The following is a 23298-nucleotide window of genomic DNA, read 5'->3' as shown; positions in this document are numbered from 1 at the left end:
CCTCCGGGTGTTCAGCGATGCCGCGGTCGACAGCGCCGCTGCCCGGCTGCCGATGCCGGGTGACACCAGCATCGGGACGCGCGGCCGGGCGCAGGACGTTCCGGCGGTGAGCCTGGTCGACCTGTTGGACGCCGCCGCGGCGACGCACGCGACGTCCCCGGCGCTGATCGACGTGGCCGGCGGGGCCCAGCTCGACTATCGCAGTTTCCATCGACGGAGCCGCGCGCTCGCCGGTCGGCTCGACCGATGCGGTATCGGTTCGGAATCGATTGTTGGCGTGATGATTCCGCGAAGCATTGATCAGATCGTCGCGATCCACGCGATCGTGGCTGCCGGCGCGGCGTTTCTGCCGATCAATCCCGACGAGCCGACGGACCGGCTGGCCCACATCCTGAGTTCGGCCGGCCCGGCGCTGGTGCTGGTCTCCGACACCGCGGGCGCCGACCTGCCGGACGTGCCGACAGCCACACTGGGGGAGCTGGAGTCGGGCGCCGACCCGGAGAGTGCGGAGCCGCCGCGCCGGCCGCGTCCGGACAATCCGGCGTACGTTCTGTTCACGTCCGGCTCCACCGGGATGCCCAAGGGCGTGGTGATCGAGCATCGTTCGATCGTCAATCGCCTGCTGTGGATGCAGTCGCGATACCGGATCGACGTGGCCGATCGGGTCCTGCAGAAGACGCCCGCGACCTTCGACGTATCCGTGTGGGAATTCTTCTGGCCGCTGATGACCGGCGCGGCGCTCGTCGTGCCGACCCCGGATGGCCATCGGGACGCGTGGTATCTGCGCCAGGTGATCGTCGAGCACCGGGTCACCACAACGCATTTCGTCCCCTCGATGCTGTCGGCGTTCGCCGAGGCGCTCGTCGACGATCCGCATGCGCGTACCGCGCTGGCCTCGCTGCGACAGATCATCACCAGCGGCGAGGCGTTGCCGGGTTCGACCGTCGGCGCGATCGCGGCGCTGTGCGACGCACCCGTGCACAACCTGTATGGCCCGACCGAGGCGGCGGTCGACGTGACATTCCACGATCGGTGCCGCGCGGGCAGGGATCCGATACCGATCGGATTGCCGGTGTGGAACACCTCGACCCTCGTGCTCGACCGGATGCTGCGCCCGCAGCCGCGAGGCGCGATCGGCGAGCTCTATCTGGGCGGGGTGCAGCTCGCGCGGGGCTACAGCCGGCGCGGCGGCCTGACCGCCTCGCGGTTCGTCGCGGATCCGTTCGGCAGTGGTGAGCGCCTGTACCGTACCGGCGACCTGGTGCGCCGCCGACCGGACGGTTCGCTGGAATACCTGGGGCGCAGCGATTCTCAGGTCAAGATCCGGGGGCAGCGCGTCGAACTCGGCGAGATCGAGGCGGTACTCGGCCGGCAAGCGGGCGTTCGGTCGGCCGCGGCGATCGTGCGCGACGACGTGTTCAGCAGTGGGTCGATCATCGTCGGATATGTCTGCGGAGCAGATGATCTTGACGAATCGGTGCTGCGGGCCGGACTCGCGTCGCAGCTGCCCGAGCACATGATCCCCACGGCGATCATGGTGCTGGACACACTGCCGGTGACGACCAACGGCAAGCTCGACCGGCGCGCGCTGCCGGTGCCGGAGCCGCGCGATCGGCACGACGACGTCGCCCCGACGGACGACGTCGAGCAACTGGTCGCCGACACGATCGCCGACGTTCTCGGCAGCGAGCCGATCTCGATGGCGGCGCCGCTCTTCGATCTCGGCGTGAATTCCTTGGCGGCCACGAGAATCGCCGCGCGGATCTCGCGGCGCACGGGGGTTCGGGTCGGGATCCGCACGATCTTCGACGGTGCCACGGCTGCCGGGGTGACGCGGTTACTCCGAGAGGCCGGCGTCGACGGGGTGTGCGACGAAGCGGCGCCGCCGGTCGGGGCGGCTGCGGGCGCCCCCGATCAGCCGGTGCCGCTGTCGCCGGCGCAGTACCGGATCTGGCTGGCCACACAGATGGATCCGGCCGCCGCGGCTGGCTACAACATTCCGTTCACGATCGAATTGCGCGGTCGGGTGGACGCCGCGGCGCTGGCCGACGCCGTCAACGATGTGGTGGCCCGGCATGCGCCGCTGCACACCATCGTCGCCGACGGGCCGAACGGCCCGGTGCAACGGCTGGTGACACCCACCGCCGACATGGTCCCGTTGCTGGTGACCGAGCCCGGAGTGGCGGCACCTGTCGGCGAATTCGCCGATCTGCTCTTCGATCTCGCCACGGATCTGCCGATCCGGGTCCGCCTCGACCGATGTGGCCCCGGCAACGCGACACTCATCGTCGTCCTGCATCACATCGCGGCCGACGGGTGGTCGTTGCCGCCGCTGGCGGCCGATCTCACCGCCGCCTACGCGGCGCGTCGGGACGGTCACGCGCCCGACTGGGCGCCGATGGCGATCGGCTACCCGCAGGTGAGTGCGGAGCGTCAGCGCTGGCTCGCGGACAATGGGACCGGCTCGGCCGCGGCTTAGCAACTCGACTTCTGGCGTGACACGCTGTCCGGCATTCCGCAGTCCACGGAGCTGCCGTACGACCGGCCGCGCGGTCGGTCGACCACCGATTCCGGTGCGACGGTGCGGATTCCGCTCGGTGTGGCCAGGCAGCGGCGACTCAGGGAGATCGCGGGCGCCACCGACGCGACGCTGTTCATGGTGCTGCATGCGGCGGTCGTCAGCCTATTGCGGATGGTGTGCCGGTCGTCGGATATCGCCGTGGGGACGCCGGTATCGGGCCGTGGCGACGCCGAGATCGACGGCCTGATCGGCATGTTCGTCAACACCGTGGTGCTGCGGACGCACGCGGATAAGACGGACACGTTCGACGCATTGATCGAGCGCATTCGCGATGCGGACCTCGCGGCGTTCGACAATTCCGATCTGCCGTTCGACCGGTTGGTGACGGAGCTGAATCCCGACCGCGCGGCGGGCGGCGCACCATTCTTCCAAGTCTCGATGGCCGTCGAGGACCACACGGCGATCGAGTTCGACTTCGCAGGGATACCCGCAGTCGCGGCTCCGGTCGATACCGGTCGCACCAAGTTCGATCTGCAGTTCACCTTCGCCGAGCGCTTCGGGACGGGGGGCGAAGGGACTGGGCTGGATCTGGAGATCCGTTACGCCACAGCGTTGTTCGATCCGGGCACGGTGCAGGGGCTGGGTGATCGGCTGGTTCGGCTCGTGGATGCGCTCTGCGTGGACCGGTTTGTGCAGATCGGCGACGTCTCGCTGCTCACCGACGGCGAGCGCGCGGCCCTGGTCCCGGCCAGAGGAGCGGCGGCGCGATCCGCGATGCATCTGACCGAGCTGCTGGATGCAGCGGCTGCGGAACCGTTGCGGCCGGCGCTGGCGTGTGCGGGCGGCGGATACAGCTACGGGGAACTCGATCGTGAGTCGAATCGGTGGGCTCGACTGCTGATCGAGGCGGGTGCGGGTCCGGAGCGGACCGTCGCGATCGTGCTGCCGAGAGGCGCCGCGTGGATGGTGATGGCATGGGCCGTCATTCGCACCGGTGCGGCCTGGCTTCCGGTGGACCCGGGCTATCCGGCCGACCGCGTCCGGTTCATGGTGACGGACTCGGCGGCCGAACTCGTCATCACCGACGCCCCCAGCGATCCGCAGCTGGCCGGTGTCCGCACGATCGTCGTGGACGATCCACAAACGGTGATCGCGCAGCGGAATCGGCGATCGGTCGCGATCGCCGAGTCCGAGCGGTCGGCCCGGCTCGATGTGCACCAGCCGGCGTACTTGATCTATACCTCGGGCACGACCGGACGCCCGAAAGGTGTGGTGGTGACCCATCGGGGCCTGGTGGATCTCGCCGACGAGCAGATCGAGCGGTATGGCATCACCGTGGACAGCCGAACGCTGCATTTCGCGTCGCCGAGCTTCGACGCGTCGGTCCTGGAGATGACGATGGCGATCGGTGCAGGGGCGTGCATGCATCTCGCTCCCGCCTCCCTCCTGGGTGGTCGCGAGATCGCGGAATTCATTGCCCAGCAGCAGATCACCCATGCGTTTCTGACCCCTTCTCTTCTTGCAACATTCGGCCCGGACCAGGCGCCGGGGCTCCGAGTGCTGGTGATCGGCGGCGAACATCCGAACCCCGAGGCGGTTCGGCAGTGGTCGGCCGCGGTGGCGCTGCACAACGCCTACGGACCGACCGAAGCCACGGTGATGGCGACGCTGTCTCCGGCGTTGATATCCGGTGGCCCGATCTCGATGGGGAACCCGATTCGTGGAGCAGAGGTGGTGGTGCTCGACGAGCGGCTGCAGCCGGTACCGCCCGGCGTTCTCGGCGAGCTGTACATCTGCGGATCGCATCTGGCACGTGGATACCACGGCAATCATTCGCTCACCAGCAGCCGGTTCGTCGCCAGTCGTTTCGGAGCGGCAGGTGATCGCATGTATCGCACCGGAGATCTGGTGCGCTGGAACGGCTCCGGTGAGCTCGAGTATTGGGGCCGAGCCGACATGCAGGTGAAGATCCGCGGCCACCGGATCGAGCCTGCGGAGGTCGATGCGGCACTGTTGGCCGATCCGGCGGTCGGTGGCGCCGTCACCGTTGCGGCAGGCACGGGTGCCTCGGCCCGGCTGGTTTCCTATGTGACGCTGGCTGATCCGGCGTCCGGCGTCGATTCGCACGGACTGCGGGATCGGGTTGCCGAGAAGCTGCCGCGGCATCTGGTTCCGTCGGCGGTGATGGTGGTCGACGCCATCCCCATGACGCGGGCGGGCAAGGTCGATCTGCGGGCGTTGCCAGAACCGGACGCCGTCTGGCCCACCGAATCGCGGTCCGTCTACGTCGCTCCGCGCACCGAGCTCGAGCGACAGGCCGCGGCGATCGTGGCCGAGCAGCTCGGGCTGGACGTCGCGCTGGTCGGTCGCGACGACGACTTCTTCGAACTCGGCGGCAATTCACTCCTGGCGACCCAGGTGGCCGGAAGGCTGGAAACGTTGTCCGGCAACCGTATCGCCGTGCGCGCGTTGTTCGCCCAGCCGACGGTTGCGGGGCTGGCCCGACTGGCCGAGCCGGGCACCGGGGAGCAGTCGTCGGCGCCGGTGTTGCGCGGCGGACTCGGGGAGAATCGCCGTACGCCCGGCCCCGCCGGCGCGCAGCTATGGTTCCTCAACCAGCTGGCATCGACCGGCGACTACAACATCGCGTTCGCGCTCGACCTGACCGGCCCGCTGGATGTCGCGGCGCTGTCGACCGCGTTGCGGCTTGCCGTGGATCGACACGAACCGTTGCGGACGGTGTACCCCGAGCGGGACGGCCGACCGGTGCTGGACGTGCGGTCGGCCACGGATACTCCCGAGCTGCAGGCTATCCCGATCGCCGAGTCGCAGTGGCGCGCGGCGGTCGACGACCTGGCGACCGCTGGCTTCGACCTCACGCGCGAACTACCGATGCGGGCCGCGCTGCATCGCCTCGGCCCCGAGCATCACCGGCTGTCCATCGTCGTGCACCACATCGCCGCCGACGGATGGTCGATGTCGCCGCTCGCTCAGGACATCGCGACCGCCTACCGCAGGGTGCACGCGGGTGCCGACCCAGGCCTGCCGGCGCTGCCGGTGAGCTACCGCGACTACCTCGAATGGCAGGCGCGGATGCTCGGGCTGTCCGTGGACGGGTCGGTGCAGCCGAACACACGGCTGGCCGAGCTCGCCGACTGGTGGCGGTCCGAACTCGGATCGTTACCGTTGACCCCGGCTCTCATCGGCTCGGGAGACCGCCTCGCGCACGGCTATTCGCGAGCCGACAGCGTCGTACTGGCGCTGCCGTCCGGAACACGTGATCGCGTGGCCGCGCATGCGGGCGGCCACGCAACAGGTTTCATGACCCTGCATGCGGTGCTGGCGGCGTTGCTGCATCGGCTGCATGGTGATCCCGACGTCCAAGTGCGCGGGCACGGCAGCGACATCGTGATCGGCACGCCGGTCGCGGGCCGGGCCGATCCGAAGCTGGCCGGTGTCGTCGGAATGTTCGTCAACTCGGTCGCGCTGCGCACCCCCGTGGACGGCTCGATGACCTTCCGGGAACTGCTCGCCGACGTCGGTCGCCGTGATGTCGAGGCGCTGACGCAGGCCGATATGCCGTTCGAAACGCTGGTGGCGCAACTGAATCCGCCCCGCGACGGTCGCCATCCCGTGTTCCAGGTGGTATTGGCGTTCGACGAGCATGTGCATGCGGAGATCGCGCTGGACGGGCTGTCGGTGACGGCGATGGAGCTGGAGACCGGTGCCGCACGGTTCGATCTGGAACTGCGCGTGGACGGCGACGATCTGCGGTTCATCTACGCCACCAATATCTTCTGCCGCGAGCAGATCACGGCCCTCGCGGACCAGTTCCGCACACTGATCGAAGAAGTGGCCGACGACCCAGACCGCCGCATCGATGACTATCGGCTGACGGCCGAACCGGACGCGGCGGCGGTCGTCCCGGGAGGGCAGGTGGCCCCGCGCCATCTGGCCGACATCCTGACGGCCAGCGTCTCGCGGTATCCGTATGCGGTGGCCGTCGACGATGGCGCGCGAACCATGACCTATGCCGAGATCGACCGGCGTGCCCGCCGGTGGGCCGAGGCATTGTCGGCGCGGGGATGCGGCGTGGGCACGGTGGTCGCGGTCTCGATCGAGCGTTCCGTGGAATCGGTGACGGCGGTCTGGGCCCTGGCCCTCGTCGGCGCGGCGTTCTTGCCGATCGATCCGCGGTACCCGGCCGATCGGCGCCGGCACATGCTGATCGATGCCGGCGTGCACCTGGGAATCCGCGGCGCGGGGCACGAATCGGCCAGCGGCGCCGACGATATCGTGACCTGTTGGGTGACGGTTGGCGAACTCGACGCGATCCCGGAGCGGCTGCCGCGCGGCTTGCGCGCCCGTCGCCTCGACACCACCGCCTATCTGATCTACACGTCCGGGTCGACGGGAATGCCGAAGGGCGTGGCGGTGTCCCACCGCGGCCTGGCAGCTCTGACGGAATCGTTGCGCGAGCGGTACGGCGTGGGTCCGGGAAGCCGGACACTGCATTTCAGTTCGCCGAGTTTCGACGCGGCGATGCTCGAGTTCGTCCTCGCGTTCGGCGCCGGCGCGACGATGGTGATCGCGCCGCCCACGATCTATGGCGGCGACGAGTTGGTCGACTTCTTGGCGGAGTCCGGGGTATCGCATGCGTTCGTGACCCCGTCGGCGCTGGCGGTCGCGGCATACCGCGAGTTGCCGAAGCTGGTGGCGCTCGGTGTGGGCGGCGAGGCCGCGCCCGAGCAGCTGGTTCGGCGATGGGCGCCGGGGCGGCGATACCTCAACGTCTACGGTCCCACCGAGGTCACAGCGGTCAGTACGGCGGCGGAGATCGTTGCCGGACAGCCGATCACGATCGGCCGGGCGTTACGGGACTGCGTGGCGCTGGTCCTCGATCGTCGGCTGCGCCCGGTGCCCGCGCATGTGCCGGGCGAGCTGTATCTGTGCGGTCCCGGCGTCGCGCAGGGCTACCACCGCCGGGCCGGTCTCACGGCCACGAGATTTATCGCCGCGCCGCATGGTGATCCGGGCACGGTGATGTACCGCACCGGCGACATCGTGCACCGCGACGAGTCGGGCCAGCTGGTGTACCACGGCCGCACCGATAATCAGGTCAAGGTGCGCGGCTTCCGGATCGAGCTCGACGAGATCGCTTCGGCGCTCACCGATCACGACTCGGTCGCCTACGCGACCGCGGTGGTGCACGGTTCGGGGGGCGATGCCGCCGTCGTCGCCTACGCGGTGCCGGCGGCCGGTGCGCTCGACCCGGTCGAACTGATCGGTCATGTGCGAGATCGACTGCCGCGGCATATGGTGCCGGCCTCGGTGACCGAGGTCGACCGGATCCCGTTGACCCCCAATGGAAAACTGGATGTCGGCGCGCTGCCGGATCCGGTCCTGGTCGCCATGGGTGCGCAGGGCCGCGCTCCGCGAACGCAGGCGGAACGGGTTGTGGTGGATACGCTCGCCGAGGTGCTGGGGGTGCCGCAGGCCGCGCTGTCGGTCGACGACGACTTCTTCGCCGTCGGCGGGACGTCGTTGCAGGCCACCGGATTGATCAGCGCGCTGAACGGGTGCCATGCCGGCTCGCCCCTGCGCGTGCGGGATGTGTTCGATCATCCACGGATCGCCGATCTGGCGCTGCTGCTGGGTGACGTCGGCGTGACGCAGGCGCAGCCGTTGCCGGATCCTATTTCCACGGGGCCGATTCCGCTGGCACCGGTGCAGCGCCGGTTGTGGGCACTGGCCGCCGCCGATCCGGAAGATCCGTCCTACAACATGCCGTTCTCGCTCGTCCTTCGCGGACCGCTGCGCGCAGACCTCCTGCGCGCCGCCCTGGTGGACGTGGTCGCTCGCCATGCCGCGTTACGCACGATGCTGCCGATGCGGGACGGTGCGCCGATTCAGCACATCATCGAGGATCCCGGGCAGGTTGTCGGTCTGCTGCCTGTGCTCGACGCGACCCGGATCGACGTGGATGAGTATGTGCGCGAATTTATTTCGTTGTCCATCGATCCGCGCAGCGAGGCGCCATTGCGCGCAGCGCTGGTCCGGCGCGGCGACGATGAGCACTTGCTGGTGCTGGTGATCCATCACATCGCGGCGGACGGCGGTTCGATGCCGGTGTTACTGACCGACCTGGTCGAGGCCTATCGGCAACGGATGTCGGGTCGGTCGGAGCCCTGGGCGGAGGGCGATATCGGATACCGCGACTACGCCCTGGCGATGACCGAGCAGCGGTCCGATGCGGATCTCGATCATTGGCGCGTGGTGCTGAAGGATGTCCCGGTCGAATGCACGGTGCCGTCGATCGGCGCCGACACCGGTGACGCCGGAGCCCGCACGGTGACCGTGCCGATCGACGCCGGGTTGTGTGCCGATCTGCTCGACCGATCCCGACGGTCGTCGACGACGCCGTTCTCGGTGGTGCATGCGGGCCTGGCGATTCTGTTGTGCCGCATGGGTGCCGGCCGCGACATCGTCGTCGGTACGCCCGTCGCCGGACGCGCCGACCCGAGGTTCCGGTCAGTCGTCGGTATGTTCGTCAACACGCTCGCCCTGCGGACCGCCGTCGATCCGGCGATGCTGGGCGACGATCTGATCGCTGCGGTACGCGATGCCGATCTGGATGCTTGGGATCACCAGGCGGTGCCGTTCGACGAGGTGGTGGCGGCCCTCAATCCGGTGCGTCGTCCAGGTCGGCCGCCGCTGGTCCAGGTGATGCTGTCGATGCACGAATTCGGTGCCGCGCTGGTCGACGGAGCCGCTCCGGTAGTCGATGGACTGACCGTGACGATGGACGAACTACCGTCCGCCGCAGCGAAGTTCGATCTGCAGTTCACGGTCACCGGGCTGGCGGCGGAGGCCGGGGCGGCGTCGGTCGCAGTGACATATGCCGCCGACCGGTATCGCGGCGCGGATGCGCTGGCGCTGGCGAGACGGTTGATCCGCGTGCTGGCCGAGTTGGTGCGGCGGCCGGATCTGCCGATCGGCGACATCGCCCTTGCCGATCCGGCCGAGACGTCCGCCTTCTGCCCGGCGCTCGGGCCGGAAGGGGCTGCGCAGGCCGTGTTCCCGGATCTGCTCGACGAGGCCGTGAACCTCAACCGGAACGGGCTCGCGGTGCTCACCGATGACGACTCGCTCAGCTATCGCGATCTTGACATCCGGTCGAATCGCTTGGCGCGCCTGCTGATCCGTCAGGGTCACGCGCGCGCGGAGGCGGGTATCGCGATCGCGATGCCGCGTTCGACCGAGGGGCTGATCGCCACCTGGGCCGTGATTCGTTCGGGCGCGGCGTTTCTGCCGGTCGATCCGCGGTATCCGGCCGACCGGATCGAGCACATGCTGACCGATTCCGGAGTCGGACTGGTGATCACGCACGGCACCGAAGCGCTGCCGACGACGGCGGGACTCCCTGTACTCGATCTGACGGAGCCAGGCGTCATCGACCAATTGTCCGCGTTGCCGGGTGATCCCATCACCGCGACGGAACGTCTTCCGATCCGGCTCGATCAGCGGGCGTACACCATCTACACGTCGGGCTCGACCGGGCGCCCCAAGGGGGTACTGGTCTCGCATCGCGGCCTGATCGCGGTGCGCGACACCCTGCGTGAGCGGATGCGGCCCGGGATCACTTCGCGGGTACTGCAATTCGCATCCCCCAGTTTCGATGCCTCGGTGCTGGAACTGCTGTTGGCCGCGGCCGGCGGGTCGACGATGGTGATTGCGCCGACGGATGTGTACGGCGGGGCAGAGCTGTCCCGGTTCATGGACCGGCACCGAGTGACGCACGCCTTCATCACGCCGGCGGCCGTGGCCGGGATGGACCCGGCCGCCGTGCCGATGTTGCGCGCCCTGGCGATGGGCGGCGAGGACTGTGCACGAGAGGTCGTGCGTCGGTGGGCCGGCGGATCGGGCACCGACAGTCCCCGCCGCACGGTGATCAACCTGTACGGGCCGACGGAGGCGACGATCTTCGGCACGGCTGCTCGGCTGAGTGCACACTCGCCGATCTCGATCGGCGAGCCGGTGGCCGGTGCCGCCGTGCTGGTGCTGGACGATCGGCTGCACCCGGTGCCGATTGGGGTCGCGGGGGAGCTGTATCTGCTGGGGCCGCAGGTGGCCCGCGGCTATCAGGGGCGGGCCGCGCTGACATCCGAACGGTTCGTCGCCACGCCACCGGCGGCCGGCGCCGCCTTCGCCGGCACGCGGATGTACCGGACCGGCGACATCGTGCGGCCGAATGCCGACGGGACGCTGACTTACCTGGGGCGTAGCGACCACCAGGTGCAGGTGCGCGGATTCCGGATCGAGCTCGGCGAGGTCGAGGATGCGCTGCTGGCACTGCCCGAGATCGAATTCGCGGTCACCGTGGTGGACGAGTCTGCCGGCCAGCCGGTGCTGCGCAGCTATGCGGTGCCCGCGGCCTGGAGCTCCCTGTCGAGCCGAACCATCCGCGCCGCGCTGTTATCGCGGCTACCACGACACATGATTCCGGCCTCAGTGACGATGCTCGACGAGATCCCGCTGACGCCGGCCGGCAAGCTGGACCGCCGCGCGCTGCCGATTCCCGAGCCGCTGGCGCCGGGACGTGCGCCGGCACCCGGCCTCGAATGCGAGATCGCGGACGCCTTCGCCGCGGTCCTCGGGATTGCGGAGGTGTCGGCGGACGACAGCTTCTTCGATCTCGGCGGCACCTCGTTGACGGCGACCGCCGTCGCGGAACGGCTGCGAACAGTGCTCGACCGTTCGGTCCCGGTAGCCGCCATGTTCGCGGCGTCGACTCCGGCGGAGCTGGCCCGCGAACTATCGGCGGCGTCGCCCGACAGCGCACTGGCGCCGCTGTTGACGCTGCGCGGCGGCTCCGATGCGGCGCTGGCTCCGTTATTCGTGCTGCCGCCCGCGATCGGCCTGGCGTGGAGCTACACCGCGCTGCTGCCGCATCTGGATCCGCGACGTCCTGTGATCGGGCTGCAGCATCCCCAGTTGTCGGTGGTCGCCGCGGCGAAATCTGTTGACGCTCTTGCCGATTTCTATCTCGCGGAGATTCGACGGCGCCACCCGGTCGGGCCCTATCATCTGCTGGGCTGGTCTCTGGGCGGATTGATCGCGCAGGAGATGGCGGCCGCACTGGCCGCCGCGGGTGTGGAGCCGGGTGCATTGATCCTGCTCGATACGTACGTGATCGCCGATCGACCGGCACTGCAGCAGGGGCAGTCGGTCGGTGAGTTGCTGCGTGAGTTCGGCATCGACCATGACACGCGGTCCGGCGAACCATCCGTTGACGATGCCTGGCGCGCGGTGACCGGATTGGGCGGGCCGCTGGCCGACCTGGACCGTCAGCAGTTCGGCGCGGTCCACGCGACCTTCACGGAGGCCACCGGACTGGCCGCGCGGTGGCGACCGCGGCGGTACGAGCGGGAGGCGATGTTCGTGTCCGCGAAGGCCCGTCCGTCCGAGGCACCTGCGGTAAGCGACTGGGTCGGCCGGATCGGCGGCCCGATCCGCGAGTTGACGGTGGCCTGCTCGCATCCGCTGATGCTGTTGCCGCAGAACGTAGAGAGCTACGCGGGCGCCATCGATGAATACCTGGCGCAGCGTGATGCGGACGCGTCCGATGACCGACGGGACCGATCCGACCTGGACTGACTACGCTGGACGGGCCAGATCGAGCCCGACGAAAGGACCCGACGATCACCCGCGTGCGACTCGACATCGCGTACGACGGCACCGACTTCGCCGGCTGGGCGACCCAGCCGGGCCGCCGGACGGTCTGCGGCGACCTCGAGGACCGATTGAGCACGATCCTGCGCGAGCCGATCCGGCTGACCGTCGCCGGCCGCACGGACGCGGGAGTCCACGCGAGCGGGCAGGTCGCGCATTTCGATGTCGGCGCCGCGACCCTGGACACGCGGTCGATCGCCGGCGACCCGGCGAATCTGGTCCGGCGACTTGCCCGGATGCTGCCCGATGACGTGCGGGTGCGGGCCGCCGCGATCGCGCCGCCCGAGTTCGATGCGCGTTTCTCCGCGCTGCGGCGGCATTACGAATACCGCTTGACCACAGCGCCGTTCGGCGCGGAGCCGCTGCGCGCCCGCGACACGGCGACCTGGACTCGGCCGCTGGATCTGTCGCGAATGCGGGCGGCGTCCACCGCGCTGCTTGGACTGAACGATTTCGCGGCATTCTGTCGGCATCGCGAGGGCGCCACCACGATTCGGGATCTGCAGGACTTCTCCTGGCGCCAGGAGGATTCGGTCTTCATCGCCCGGGTCAGTGCGGATGCGTTCTGCTGGTCGATGGTGCGGTCGCTGGTGGGCGCGGTGGCGGCCGTCGGCGACGGGCGGCGAGAGGTGGACTGGTGTGCGGGCCTGTTAGCCGAGCGGGAGCGGTCGAGCCGGGTCCCGGTCGCCGAGGCCCGCGGGCTCTGTCTGGTCGGCGTCGACTATCCGCCGGCCGCGGAGTTGGCCTCGCGGAATGCGACCACCCGCGATGTTCGTAAGCCCGGCTGCTGCTGACTGCCGGCGCTGACTTGGTGAACCGAGGCCTTAGTGAACCGTGGGAAACGAGCCGGTGAATCCTGCTGTGCCGCAACCGGCGGCGGGTGAAGTGTCCGAATCGCGGCGGTAGCGTTGGTCGGGTGAACCCGTTCGACGTGCAATCGTTCATGGCCGCCGGTGGCTTGATCGGGCTGTGCGTGCTGATCTTCATCGAGACCGGTCTGCTCGTCGGCTTCATCTTCCCGGGGGACTCCCTGCTATTCACTGCGGGAATTCTTGCGGCGCAACCGGACCCGTATGCGCCGCTGTGGGTGCCGTGCGTCGTGGTGCCGCTGGCGGCGATGGCCGGCGATCAATGCGGCTACTTCATCGGACGACGACTCGGCACCGGCGCGCTGCGCGGTCGGGTGGCGCGGATGATCGGCCCGGAACCGCTTGCGCAGACGCAGCGATATTTCGACCGATTCGGTCCGCTCACGGTGTTCTTTGCGCGGTTCATCGGAATCGTGCGCACCCTGACGCCGGTCGTGGCGGGATTCAGCGGGATGCGACACCGGATGTTCACGGCATTCAGTGCTGCCGGCAGTATCGTCTGGGCGGCCGGCATCATTCTGCTGGGCTACTACCTCGGCGGAATCGCGCTGATACGCAACAACATCGAGCTTTTCATGATCGCCTCCGTCCTCACCATCGTGATCCCGACCGCCTGGCATCTGCTCCGGCGCTGGCGGCGACGGACCGACGTGACGTCCTGACGGCGGGCACGGTCTCGGCTACGGTGGTGCCCGATATGTCCGATTAAGGAACGGGGACCCATGCCTACTGTGACGTCCAGGACCGGTTGGGTGTCGGTCGACACCACCGACCAGGGGCTGCCGACCGACGTCCGCATCGACGCGGACGGACTGCGCACGCACCCGCAGGCGATCGCCGCCGAGATCCTGCAGGCCTGTCGGCGCGCCCGGTTGCAGGAGCAGGTGAATCGCCGGGCGGAGCTGGCCGACGCGGGGGTGCCCGCTGAGGTCCTCGCCGGGATGGGGCTGGCCACGGCCGATGATCTGGCCGCGGCGGAGCTGGCCGACGATGTGGAATCCGGCGGCCGCGAGACCTGGATGCGTGGACTGTGACGGCATCGATGGACGAGCTGCTCGAGCGGGCGGGGCGGCAGCTCGACTGTTTGCGGGGCGCGTCGGAACAGTTGTCCCAGATATCGGCGACGTCGACGTGCCCGGGCGGCCATGTGACCGCCACGGTCGACGGCCAGGGCGCGCTGACGGGATTGACGTTTGCCGATAGCGCTCGCACGGTCGATCCGGCGGTCCTCGGCGACGTCATCGTCGCGACCGCCGCGCGGGCGGCCGCCCAGGCCTTCGCTCGGCGAGCCGCGCTGATCACGCAGTTCAACGACGAGCTGACCGAGCTGACCCGCACCGAGTAACCGGCGATGGAACCGAACGGCCCTCCGCCTGCGTCCAACGTTCGGAATATCGCGGAACAGGGTGGGAGGCCGGATGAATGAGGTGATTGCCGTTCCCGCGGCGATCGAGGGCTTCGCCGACGCGGCGGCGGCGATGTCGGTGGCGGTCGCCGGCGCCGGGTCGGTGGACGCGGTCGCGCAGGTCGCACAGTTGGCACCCGTCTTCGGGTTGATCGGGCAGGAATATCTCGCCGCCTACGCGGCGGCGCAGGCCAATCACCTTCTTGCGGTGGGGCAGCTGGCGGCGGTGCATGCCGGGACGTCGGCCGCGGCCTTCGCCTCGGCGGCTCGCTATCGCGCCACCGATGACAGTGTCGGCTTCTCGAGCCCGGTCACGCTGGCATGACCGAGGGTGTCGCCGCACTGCCCGCGGACCCGACGGTGGATCAGCTGCTGCACGCGAGTCCGCTGGGACCGGTGCTCGACACTCCCGTGAGTCAGATCCTGGCCGGCCTCGGGTTGCCGCCACTGCCGCAAGTGCCGCCGCTGCCGCCGCTGCCGGGCCTGCCGCCGTTGCCGACGATCGATGTGGGACAGCTGATCAGGCCCATCACCGACCTGCTGGGCGGGTTCGGCACGGGCGATCTCGGCTCGGCAGGCACTGACCCGACGGCGTTCCTGGAAGGGATCAGTCAGGCGCTCGATCTGTCGATGTCGATGGGGTCGGCGGCGCTGCAGGCGCTGGACGGCCTGTGGTCGGGGCAGGGAGCCATCGCGAACACGGCGACCAGCGCTCAGGCGCAGGCGGATTCGGCGGCGCTCGGGACCCAGGCCACAGGTATTCGCGCGAACACCGCGGCCGCGGCGGCGATCGTCGGCGCGGGGCTGGCGGCGGTCCAGGGGGTGGTGATCAAGACGGCCGGACTGATCGCCGGGGCCGGGCCGGCTTTGCTGACCCCGCCCGGCCAGGCGTTCGCCCTGGGCGCGGCGGCCGACGGGCTTGCCGAGGCGACGGCGATCGTGGTCGCGACCCGGGCGCAGCTGGCCGCGCCGACCGCCGGCGTCGCGGCCGCGGGTGCGCCGATCCCGATCAGCGGAGCGCCGAGCGGGGGAGCATCGCCGTTCGCGATCGCGAACGCGCTGCTCGACGGACTCAGGAAACCGTTGTCTGCATTGGGCTCTCAGGCGGCGCAGACCGCTGCCGGCCGGACTGTTTCCGCTGCCGACCTGTCGGACCGCGGTTCGTCGGATGCCGAAGGGATGACCGCGCTGCCGGCGTCCACCGCGGCTGCGGGACTGGGCGGGGCCGGTGCGGGTGGTGGCGTCGGCGCTCACGTTGCCCCGCGGGCCCCGCTGTCCGCGCGGACGCCCGGCGCCGCGCTGGGTCAGCCGGTCGACGCGGTCCCGGCCGGTCGGGTCGCGGCCGCCGGCGGGGCGGTCGGCACCGGCTATCTGCCGATGGGTGCGACGGGAACCGCACGCGGCGCCGGCGCGTCAGAACAACGACACCAGGCCGCCGATTACCTGACGACCGCGCCGAATGGCCGAGAGATCGTCGGCGAGATGGGCGCCGCCGCACCGGCGGTGATCGGCGACGAGTCGCCGAGCCGTCCCGGCGCGGCCGCTGTCACGCATGCCGACACATCCGACGAATAGGGAAAACGATGTCGCACAACCACACCCGCGTCGACCTTCCGGAGATGGAGTCGGCGGCAGGAGAGCTGGGACGGCTCGCGCGGCGGGTGGATGCGCTGCGCGATCGGGCGTCGCACACGCTGGTCGTCTCGGCGGCGGGTGCCGACGAGGTGTCGGTCGCCGTCGCCAAGAACGTGAACGCGGGTGCGGAGTCGCTCGACGGAGCGGCCGGGGCCGGTGCACAACGCCTGCGCGACCTCGCGGGCGTCGTCGCCGCAGGCAGCCGCAACTACGCCGCCGCCGACGATCTCGATTCGCCCTGAACCCGCCGACCCGTGCGGCACGAGCGTTGCCGCGCAATCGAATCGACCGAAGGAGGTGACATGTCCGGATTCGCCGGCGTTCAATGGACGGCCCGCTCCACCGAGCGGCTGGCAACGGATCTCGGCCGGGGTGCCGGAGTGTCGCCGCTGGTGGAAGCGGGTCTGTCGTGGGGCGAGATCGCCATCGAGGCCGCGGCGATCGGTGACGAGCTGCGGCGACTGCTCGACCGGATGCGTCTCTCCTGGGACGCGCCGGTCGCCGCGGCGGTGTTGTCCGACGGCGATGCCCTCGTCTCGTGGTTGCACCGGCTCGCCGAGTCGGCGGGGCTGATGGCCCGACGTCTGCAGGGGCAGTCGGCCGCGACCACGGTCGCCCTGCTGGCCATGCCGAACCCGGCGGAGATCGCGGCCACCGCCGCGCTGCGACAGTCGATGACGGCGGCGGGCGGTGCGCTCGGTGGCGCGTTACTGGGTGCCGGAGCCGCGCTCGACCGGACCGTCGGCGATCAGCACCAGCGCGCGGTCCGGGCCATGCAGGCTTATGAGACCGCGTCGTCTGAACTTGCCCACCCGACCGCGGTGGCGATGCCCCCACACCGCCCGCCCGCCAGACCGCCGGTCAACAGTCCCGTCGGAGCGGGTGGTCGATCCGGATCGGCCGGCGCCGTCTGGGCCGTCAATCCGCATGTGTCCGTGTCGACTCCGGGGCCGCGGGCGGCCTACGCCGCCACGACGCCGGCGTCGTCCGTCGTGCCTGCCGCGCCCGCGACGACGCAGATCTCGGCTGCGCCCGCGCCGGCCGACCCGGCGCTCCCGATCGTGCCGATGGCAGCCGGATCCGCCATACCGGTGGAGCGGCCGTCGACTCCGCCGCGGGTGGGCGCGGTCGTCACCGACTCGCTGGCCGGGCCGGATGCCGATCTCGCGGTGTGGGCGGATTCGGTTGCCGCACCGACCAGTTGGGACGAGGTCGATCGCACGGACCAGGGGTCCGGTGCGCTGCTGCGACTGCCCGATCCTGTCGAAAGGGCGATCACATGAGTATGGCCCCGGTGGGCAGCTGGAGCCTGTGTGTCGATGAGCTGGTGGGTCACGGCGCTGCGCTCGGGGTGCAGACCTGGCCGGCCGTGCTCGATCTGCCGGTGTCGGCGGTGGTCGAAAGCGACCGGCACGCAACGGATCACGACACTCCCGATGTTCCAGAGCCCTGCGAGCCTGCCCTCGCCGAGCTGCTCGCGCGGCTCGATCGGCCGGAGCTGTGTTTCGTGATCCGGGTCGCCGTCGCCGACCCGATCCGCGCATGCGCGGTCGTCACCGGCGAGGCGTCGTCGCTCGCGGTCCGCGAAGGGCGGACCGTTCGGCTGCAGCAATTGCCGGCCGGTATCGATGCGGTCGCCGGCGCGGTGGTCGGGCTGCTGGGCGACACTGTGGCGGCCGATCTGCGCCCGGTTCGCGCCCCGATCGCCGACCTGGCCGCCCGGCTCGCCGCGGCAGAGCTCGCCGACGACTATGTCGATGCCTTGTACGCATGCGGCGTTCCCGGTCGGGACGCGGTGATGCTCGGCAGCGCCATGGGGGCGTGCTCGGGGCACACCGAGATCGTGGTCGTCCGCACGGTCGACGGATCGACGACGGTGTCGCCGGCGGCCGTGGTGGTACTCGAGACGCCGGCCGGCCGGGTCATCGCCGGCCCCAGCCTGAGCCCGGATCGCGTGCTGTGGACGACATTCGCCACCGGCACCCGCCAGCGGCTGCGTCAGGCGCTGGCGTCGCTCATCGAAACCCTCGACGACGATCCCTGATCGACCGTCGAGCGCGACGATCCTGTCGTCGCCGTCGCAGGAACCATAGGCCGGCCCGACATCGGGCCGATGCCGAACAAATGAGGGAGGAATCATGTCCGGAACAGTCAATGTCGACACCGCGGAGGGATTGCAGGCGGCGAAGGCGGTGGACGCGGTCGTCGAGCAGATCCGCGGCACGCTCGGCGAGGTCAATCGGGATGTCGCCGAGGTCGTCGGGACCGCGTGGATGGGCACCGCGGTGACGAAGTTCGCCGAGGCGCAGCAGGCCTGGGATGACGAGTCACGCGCGCTCAACGCGGTGCTGGCCGAGATCGAGAACGCGCTCGGGTCGTCGTTCCGCGGGTTCGACGGCGCAGAGGACGAGGCGGGCGGCGGCTTCTCCATCGCCCCGGCAGGCGGCGTGCTGCGGCTCGGCTGAGCACCGACCAACCGATACCCACAATTCCACGGAGGACCACATGATCAAGTACGACCACGGCCGCATCGACATGCTCGTCGCGGACCTGCATCAGGGTGCCAATCGGCTAGGAGAGCTGCGCGCCGATCTGCACCACAGCCTCGCCGGGCTCCGCGCCCACTGGCAGGGTTCCGGCAACGAATCATGGGAGGCGAAGCAGCAGAAGTGGGACGGTCAGTTCAGCGACTCGTCCGATCTGCTGAATCGGCTGGCGAACGCCGTCTCGCAGGCCAACGATGCGATGCGGCGGGCGGACGTGCAGTCGGCGCGATCGTTCGGCTCCTGACGACCCGCCGATCCGTGAGTTCCGGCCGGGTGCGCCCACAGGGACGCTCCGGCCGGGACCACGACCGGTGAGACGTGGGTTAGTCTCCTGCGGTCGGATATGGGTGGTTCGCAGGTCGGATCGACCCTGCGGGTGGTGCCAGTGGCCGGATGGATGAGGAGTCGCAGTGTCGGCAGAAGGATCGAAGAAGGCGATCATCGCCGCGTTGTCCGCCAATGCGGGTATCGCCGCCGCGAAATTCGTCGGTTTCGGAATCACCGGATCGTCGTCGATGCTCGCGGAGGCCGTGCACTCGGTGGCCGACACCGCGAACCAGGGCCTGCTCCTTGTGGGGCAGCGGCGGTCCGCCCGCCAGGCCGACCGCCTGCATCCGTTCGGGTACGGCCGGGACCGCTACTTCTACTCGTTCGTCGTTGCGCTGGTGATCTTCGCGCTGGGCTCGCTGTTCGCGATCTATGAGGGCATCAACAAGATTCGGCATCCGCACCATCTGGAGTCGGCGGTGGTGGCGATCGTGATCCTGCTCGTCGCCATCTGCCTGGAGTCCTACAGTTTTGCCACGGCATTCCGGGAATCCAAGCCGCTCAAGGGAGACGCGTCGTGGTGGGGTTTCATCCGCAACTCTCGCAGCCCGGAGCTGCCGGTTGTGCTACTCGAAGACACGGGCGCCCTGCTCGGCCTGGTGTTCGCGCTGGGCGGTGTCGGCCTGACGGTGCTCACCGACGATCCGATCTGGGACGGCATCGGCACGCTGGCGATCGGCATTCTGCTCGGCGTGATCGCGACCATCCTGATCATCGAGATGAAGAGTCTGTTGATCGGCGAGGGCGTCACCGATGCGGATGAGGCGACGGTCATCCACGCTCTAGGCGGCGCCGCGGGCATCGATCGGGTGATTCACCTCAAGACGCAATACCTGGGACCGGAGGAGCTGCTGGTCGCCGCGAAAGTGGCCGTCGCGCCGAATAGTTCGGCGCGCGATATCGCGGTCGCGATCGATGGCGCCGAGGCGGCGCTGCGTGCGCGGATCCCGTCGGCGCGGGTGATCTATCTCGAGCCCGATATCGATCGGTCGGCAGACGACCGGCCGGGCACGGTCGACGAGCCGGCGCCCCGCGGCAGCTGACACCCATATCGTTGCCGCGTTTCCACGGCGGCAGCGGCCCGGCTGGACTAACTTCGTGCGCAGCACGGTCGTGGTCAGTCGGCGACGGTGCCGTGCCTGTCCGTCGATCGTGCAAGGAGCGCCGTGATGAGCAATCCGTTGACCCGCACCAAATCCGTCGAGCAGTCGATCGCGGACACCGACGAGCCGGGCACCCGGCTGCGAAAAGCCCTGACGTGGCGCGACCTCACGGTGTTCGGCGTATCGGTGGTCATCGGCGCCGGTATCTTCTCCGTGACCGCATCGCAGGCGGGCGACAAGGCGGGCCCGTCGATATCGCTCGCCTTCCTGATGGCAGCGGTCGCCTGCGCACTCGCCGCGCTCTGTTACGCCGAGTTCGCCTCGGTGGTGCCGGTCGCCGGTTCGGCATACACGTTCTCGTACGCGACGTTCGGTGAGTTGGCCGCCTGGATCATCGGCTGGGATCTGATCCTGGAAATGGCCGTCGGCGCGGCGACGGTCGCCAAGAATTGGTCACTGTATCTCGGCCAGCTGTTCGGGTTCTCCGGAGGCGTCTCGAGGGTCGGCGGACACGACATCGACTGGGGCGCACTGATCGTCATCGGTGCCGTCACCGGCGTGGTCGCCATCGGCGTCAAGCTCTCGTCCACGGTCAGCGCGGTCATCACCGCGATCAAGGTGGCCGTGGTCATCTTCATCATCGTGGTCGGCGCGTTCTACATCAAGACCGGCAACTACAGCCCGTTCATCCCGAAGAGCGAACCCGGATCCAAGGGCGCCTGGGCGGACAGCTCACTCTTCCAGCTGATGTCCGGCGGTGGCACGAGCTCTTACGGCGTCTACGGCATGCTGGCCGCCGCGTCGGTGGTGTTCTTCGCCTTCATCGGTTTCGACATCGTCGCCACGACTGCGGAAGAGACGAAGAATCCGCAGAAGGATGTTCCCCGAGGCATTTTCGCTTCGTTGGGGATCGTGACGGTGCTCTATGTGCTGACCACGCTGGTGGTAACCGGCATGGTCAAGTACACCGACCTCAAGACACATGGCAAAGACAAGGCAACTCTCGCGACCGCATTCCACATCGTCGGTCTGGGCTGGGCGGAGAAACTCATCTCCCTCGGCGCGCTCGCCGGCCTGACCACGGTCGTCATGGTGCTGGTGATCGGCCAGATCCGCGTGTTGTTCGCGATGTCGCGGGACGGCCTGCTGCCGCGGCAGTTGGCCAAGACCAACCGCAACGGGACCCCGGTGCGCATCACCCTCATCGTCGGTCTGCTGGTCGCGATCGCCGCGACCGTCTTCCCGGTCAATCGACTCGAGGAGATGGTCAACGTCGGCACGCTGTTCGCCTTCGTGCTCGTCGCCGCCGGTGTGTGGATCCTCCGGGTGCGTCGCCCCGATCTCAAGCGCGGGTTCACCGTGCCCTGGATGCCGCTCATCCCGATCCTGGCGATCGCCGCCTGCCTGTGGCTGATGCTGAACCTCACCGCCTTGACCTGGATCCGGTTCGGGGTGTGGATGGCCATCGGCATGGTCCTGTACTTCGGCTACAGCATGCGGCATTCGGTGCTGGCCCGCCGCGAGCGTGATCCGGACCGGGCTCCGACACCCGCGGCCTGACCGTTCCGGGCCGTCGTCCGACGGGAAATTTTCTGCACCCTCTGGGGCTCTGACGTGCGCAAACTCACATTGTCGAGCCGTACCGTCCGTTCTGAACTTTACAAATCAAGCTCAATGTATAGACACAAGACTAAAATCGATCTAACGTAAAGCCACATCGAAGCAATGTGGCTTGACGAAGGAGATGCATTGAAATGAGTTCACTATCTGCAGACGCTGCCCCGGAAGCGGTGCAGTGGCGCGACAAGAAGCGACACCTCTGGCTGCTCGGATTGATCCCGCCGACCGCGATCTTCATCGCCACGGGACTCATCGCCGGCTTCAACGCCCTCGGCTGGGATGTCGTCTCGCCGGTGTTCTGGTGGATCGGGCCGATCCTTCTCTACATCCTGCTGCCGATCCTCGATATCTTCTTCGGACCCGACGGCCAGAATCCGCCGGATGAGGTGATGGAACAGCTTGAGAACGACAAGTACTACCGCTACTGCACCTACCTGTACATCCCGTTCCAGCTGGCCAGCCTGATCTACGCCTGCTACCTGTGGACCTCCGATGATCTGTCCTGGATGGGCATCGACGGCGGCCTCGGCGTCGTGAGCAAGATCGGCCTCGCGCTCTCGATCGGCGCCATGGGCGGCATCGGGATCAACACGGCGCACGAACTCGGCCACAAGAAGGACGAACTCGAGCGCTGGCTGTCGAAAATCACTCTGGCGCAGACCTTCTACGGCCACTTCTACATCGAGCACAACCGCGGCCACCACGTCCGCGTCTCGACGCCCGAGGACCCGGCCAGCTCGCGGTTCGGCGAGACCTTCTGGTCCTTCCTGCCGCGCAGCGTCTTCGGCAGCCTGCGTAGCGCCTGGGAACTGGAGAAGACCCGGATGAACCGGCTCGACAAGTCGGTGTGGAACGTCAAGAACGACGTCTTGAACGCTTGGCTGATGTCGGTGGTGCTGTGGGGCGCCCTGGCGGCGATCTTCGGCTGGCAGGTATTGCCGTACCTGGTGATCCAGGCCATCTACGGCTTCTCGCTGCTGGAGACGGTGAACTACCTGGAGCACTACGGCCTGCTGCGGCAGCGACTGGAGTCGGGCCGGTATGAGCGGGCCCGTCCGGAGCACAGCTGGAACTCCGATCACATCGCGACCAACATCTTCCTGTACCACCTGCAGCGGCACAGCGACCATCACGCCAACCCGACCCGCCGCTACCAGACGCTGCGCAGCTTCGACGGCGCGCCGAACCTGCCGAGCGGATACGCCAGCATGATCGGCCTGGCCTACTTCCCGCCGGTGTGGCGCAAGGTGATGGACCACCGCGTGGTCGAGCACTACGAGGGCGACCTGACTCGGGCGAACCTGCAGCCGGGCAAGGAGGCCGAGCTGCTGGCCAAGTACGGCACCGTCGCAAGCAGTCAGGGGGCCTGACATGGCGACCTACCAGTGCCCGGTATGCGATTACGTCTACGACGAGGCCAAAGGCGCTCCGCGCGAAGGCTTCCCGGCCGGCACCAGTTGGGCGAGTGTGCCCGATGACTGGTGCTGTCCAGACTGCGGCGTCCGCGAGAAGCTCGACTTCGAGCCCGCCAGCTGATCCG

The 23298-nt window shown here is 68.9% G+C and carries 15 protein-coding genes and 1 pseudogene; all 16 read left to right on the top strand.

Annotated features, from left to right (window positions below; translation table 11 throughout):
* Positions 1-109 precede the first annotated feature (109 nt).
* Positions 110-12178 (top strand): annotated as a pseudogene (locus G341_RS22775) (non-ribosomal peptide synthetase); the annotation flags it as partial.
* 5 nt (positions 12179-12183) lie between these two features.
* Positions 12184-13047 carry a tRNA pseudouridine(38-40) synthase TruA gene (gene truA / locus G341_RS0120255; RefSeq protein WP_026303946.1) on the top strand — a complete coding sequence of 288 codons (864 nt, stop codon included), beginning with the start codon at positions 12184-12186 and terminating at the stop codon, positions 13045-13047.
* Positions 13048-13169: 122 nt separating this feature from the next.
* Positions 13170-13784: a DedA family protein gene (locus G341_RS0120250; RefSeq protein ID WP_018181008.1), complete on the top strand. Its 615-nt coding sequence runs from the start codon at positions 13170-13172 to the stop codon at positions 13782-13784.
* A gap of 60 nt (positions 13785-13844) precedes the next feature.
* A complete protein-coding gene (locus G341_RS0120245) occupies positions 13845-14156 on the top strand; it encodes a hypothetical protein (protein ID WP_155827089.1) in 312 nt (103 codons plus the stop codon).
* The gene (locus G341_RS0120240) at positions 14153-14467 is read left to right on the top strand and encodes a YbaB/EbfC family nucleoid-associated protein (RefSeq protein WP_018181006.1); all 315 of its coding nucleotides are present in this window, start codon (positions 14153-14155) and stop codon (positions 14465-14467) included. The genes G341_RS0120245 and G341_RS0120240 overlap by 4 nt, the downstream gene beginning before the upstream one ends.
* Before the next feature lie 73 nt (positions 14468-14540).
* Positions 14541-14852: a type VII secretion target gene (locus tag G341_RS0120235; protein WP_018181005.1), complete on the top strand. Its 312-nt coding sequence runs from the start codon at positions 14541-14543 to the stop codon at positions 14850-14852.
* Positions 14849-16102, top strand: a complete 1254-nt coding sequence (locus tag G341_RS22770; protein ID WP_018181004.1) for a hypothetical protein — start codon at positions 14849-14851, stop codon at positions 16100-16102. The genes G341_RS0120235 and G341_RS22770 overlap by 4 nt, the downstream gene beginning before the upstream one ends.
* Before the next feature lie 8 nt (positions 16103-16110).
* On the top strand, positions 16111-16404 hold the full coding sequence (locus G341_RS22765) for a PE family protein (protein ID WP_018181003.1): 294 nt from the start codon (positions 16111-16113) through the stop codon (positions 16402-16404).
* Positions 16405-16464: 60 nt separating this feature from the next.
* Positions 16465-17445, top strand: coding sequence for a PPE domain-containing protein (locus G341_RS23265; RefSeq protein ID WP_018181002.1), 981 nt, complete (start codon positions 16465-16467; stop codon positions 17443-17445).
* Positions 17442-18206 carry an ESX secretion-associated protein EspG gene (locus G341_RS23260; RefSeq protein ID WP_081622624.1) on the top strand — a complete coding sequence of 255 codons (765 nt, stop codon included), beginning with the start codon at positions 17442-17444 and terminating at the stop codon, positions 18204-18206. The genes G341_RS23265 and G341_RS23260 overlap by 4 nt, the downstream gene beginning before the upstream one ends.
* 94 nt (positions 18207-18300) lie before the next feature.
* Positions 18301-18627 carry a WXG100 family type VII secretion target gene (locus G341_RS22750; RefSeq protein WP_018181000.1) on the top strand — a complete coding sequence of 109 codons (327 nt, stop codon included), beginning with the start codon at positions 18301-18303 and terminating at the stop codon, positions 18625-18627.
* Positions 18628-18667: 40 nt separating this feature from the next.
* Positions 18668-18952, top strand: coding sequence for a WXG100 family type VII secretion target (locus tag G341_RS23935; RefSeq protein WP_018180999.1), 285 nt, complete (start codon positions 18668-18670; stop codon positions 18950-18952).
* A 166-nt stretch (positions 18953-19118) separates the two neighbouring features.
* Positions 19119-20078, top strand: a complete 960-nt coding sequence (locus G341_RS0120195) for a cation diffusion facilitator family transporter (protein ID WP_018180998.1) — start codon at positions 19119-19121, stop codon at positions 20076-20078.
* Positions 20079-20204: 126 nt separating this feature from the next.
* Positions 20205-21698, top strand: a complete 1494-nt coding sequence (locus tag G341_RS0120190) for an APC family permease (RefSeq protein WP_018180997.1) — start codon at positions 20205-20207, stop codon at positions 21696-21698.
* Positions 21699-21892: 194 nt separating this feature from the next.
* Entirely contained in the window at positions 21893-23128 is a 1236-nt protein-coding gene (locus G341_RS0120185; RefSeq protein ID WP_018180996.1) for an alkane 1-monooxygenase, read from the top strand.
* 1 nt (position 23129) lies between these two features.
* The gene (locus G341_RS22745; RefSeq protein WP_018180995.1) at positions 23130-23294 is read left to right on the top strand and encodes a rubredoxin; all 165 of its coding nucleotides are present in this window, start codon (positions 23130-23132) and stop codon (positions 23292-23294) included.
* Positions 23295-23298: the final 4 nt, after the last annotated feature.

The sequence above is a fragment of the Jongsikchunia kroppenstedtii DSM 45133 genome, assembly GCF_000380485.1.
In the GTDB taxonomy this organism is placed as follows: Bacteria; Actinomycetota; Actinomycetes; order Mycobacteriales; family Mycobacteriaceae; genus Jongsikchunia; species Jongsikchunia kroppenstedtii.
The sequence above is the reverse complement of the archived record's forward strand: the minus strand, read 5'-3'. Positions and strand labels throughout refer to the sequence as shown.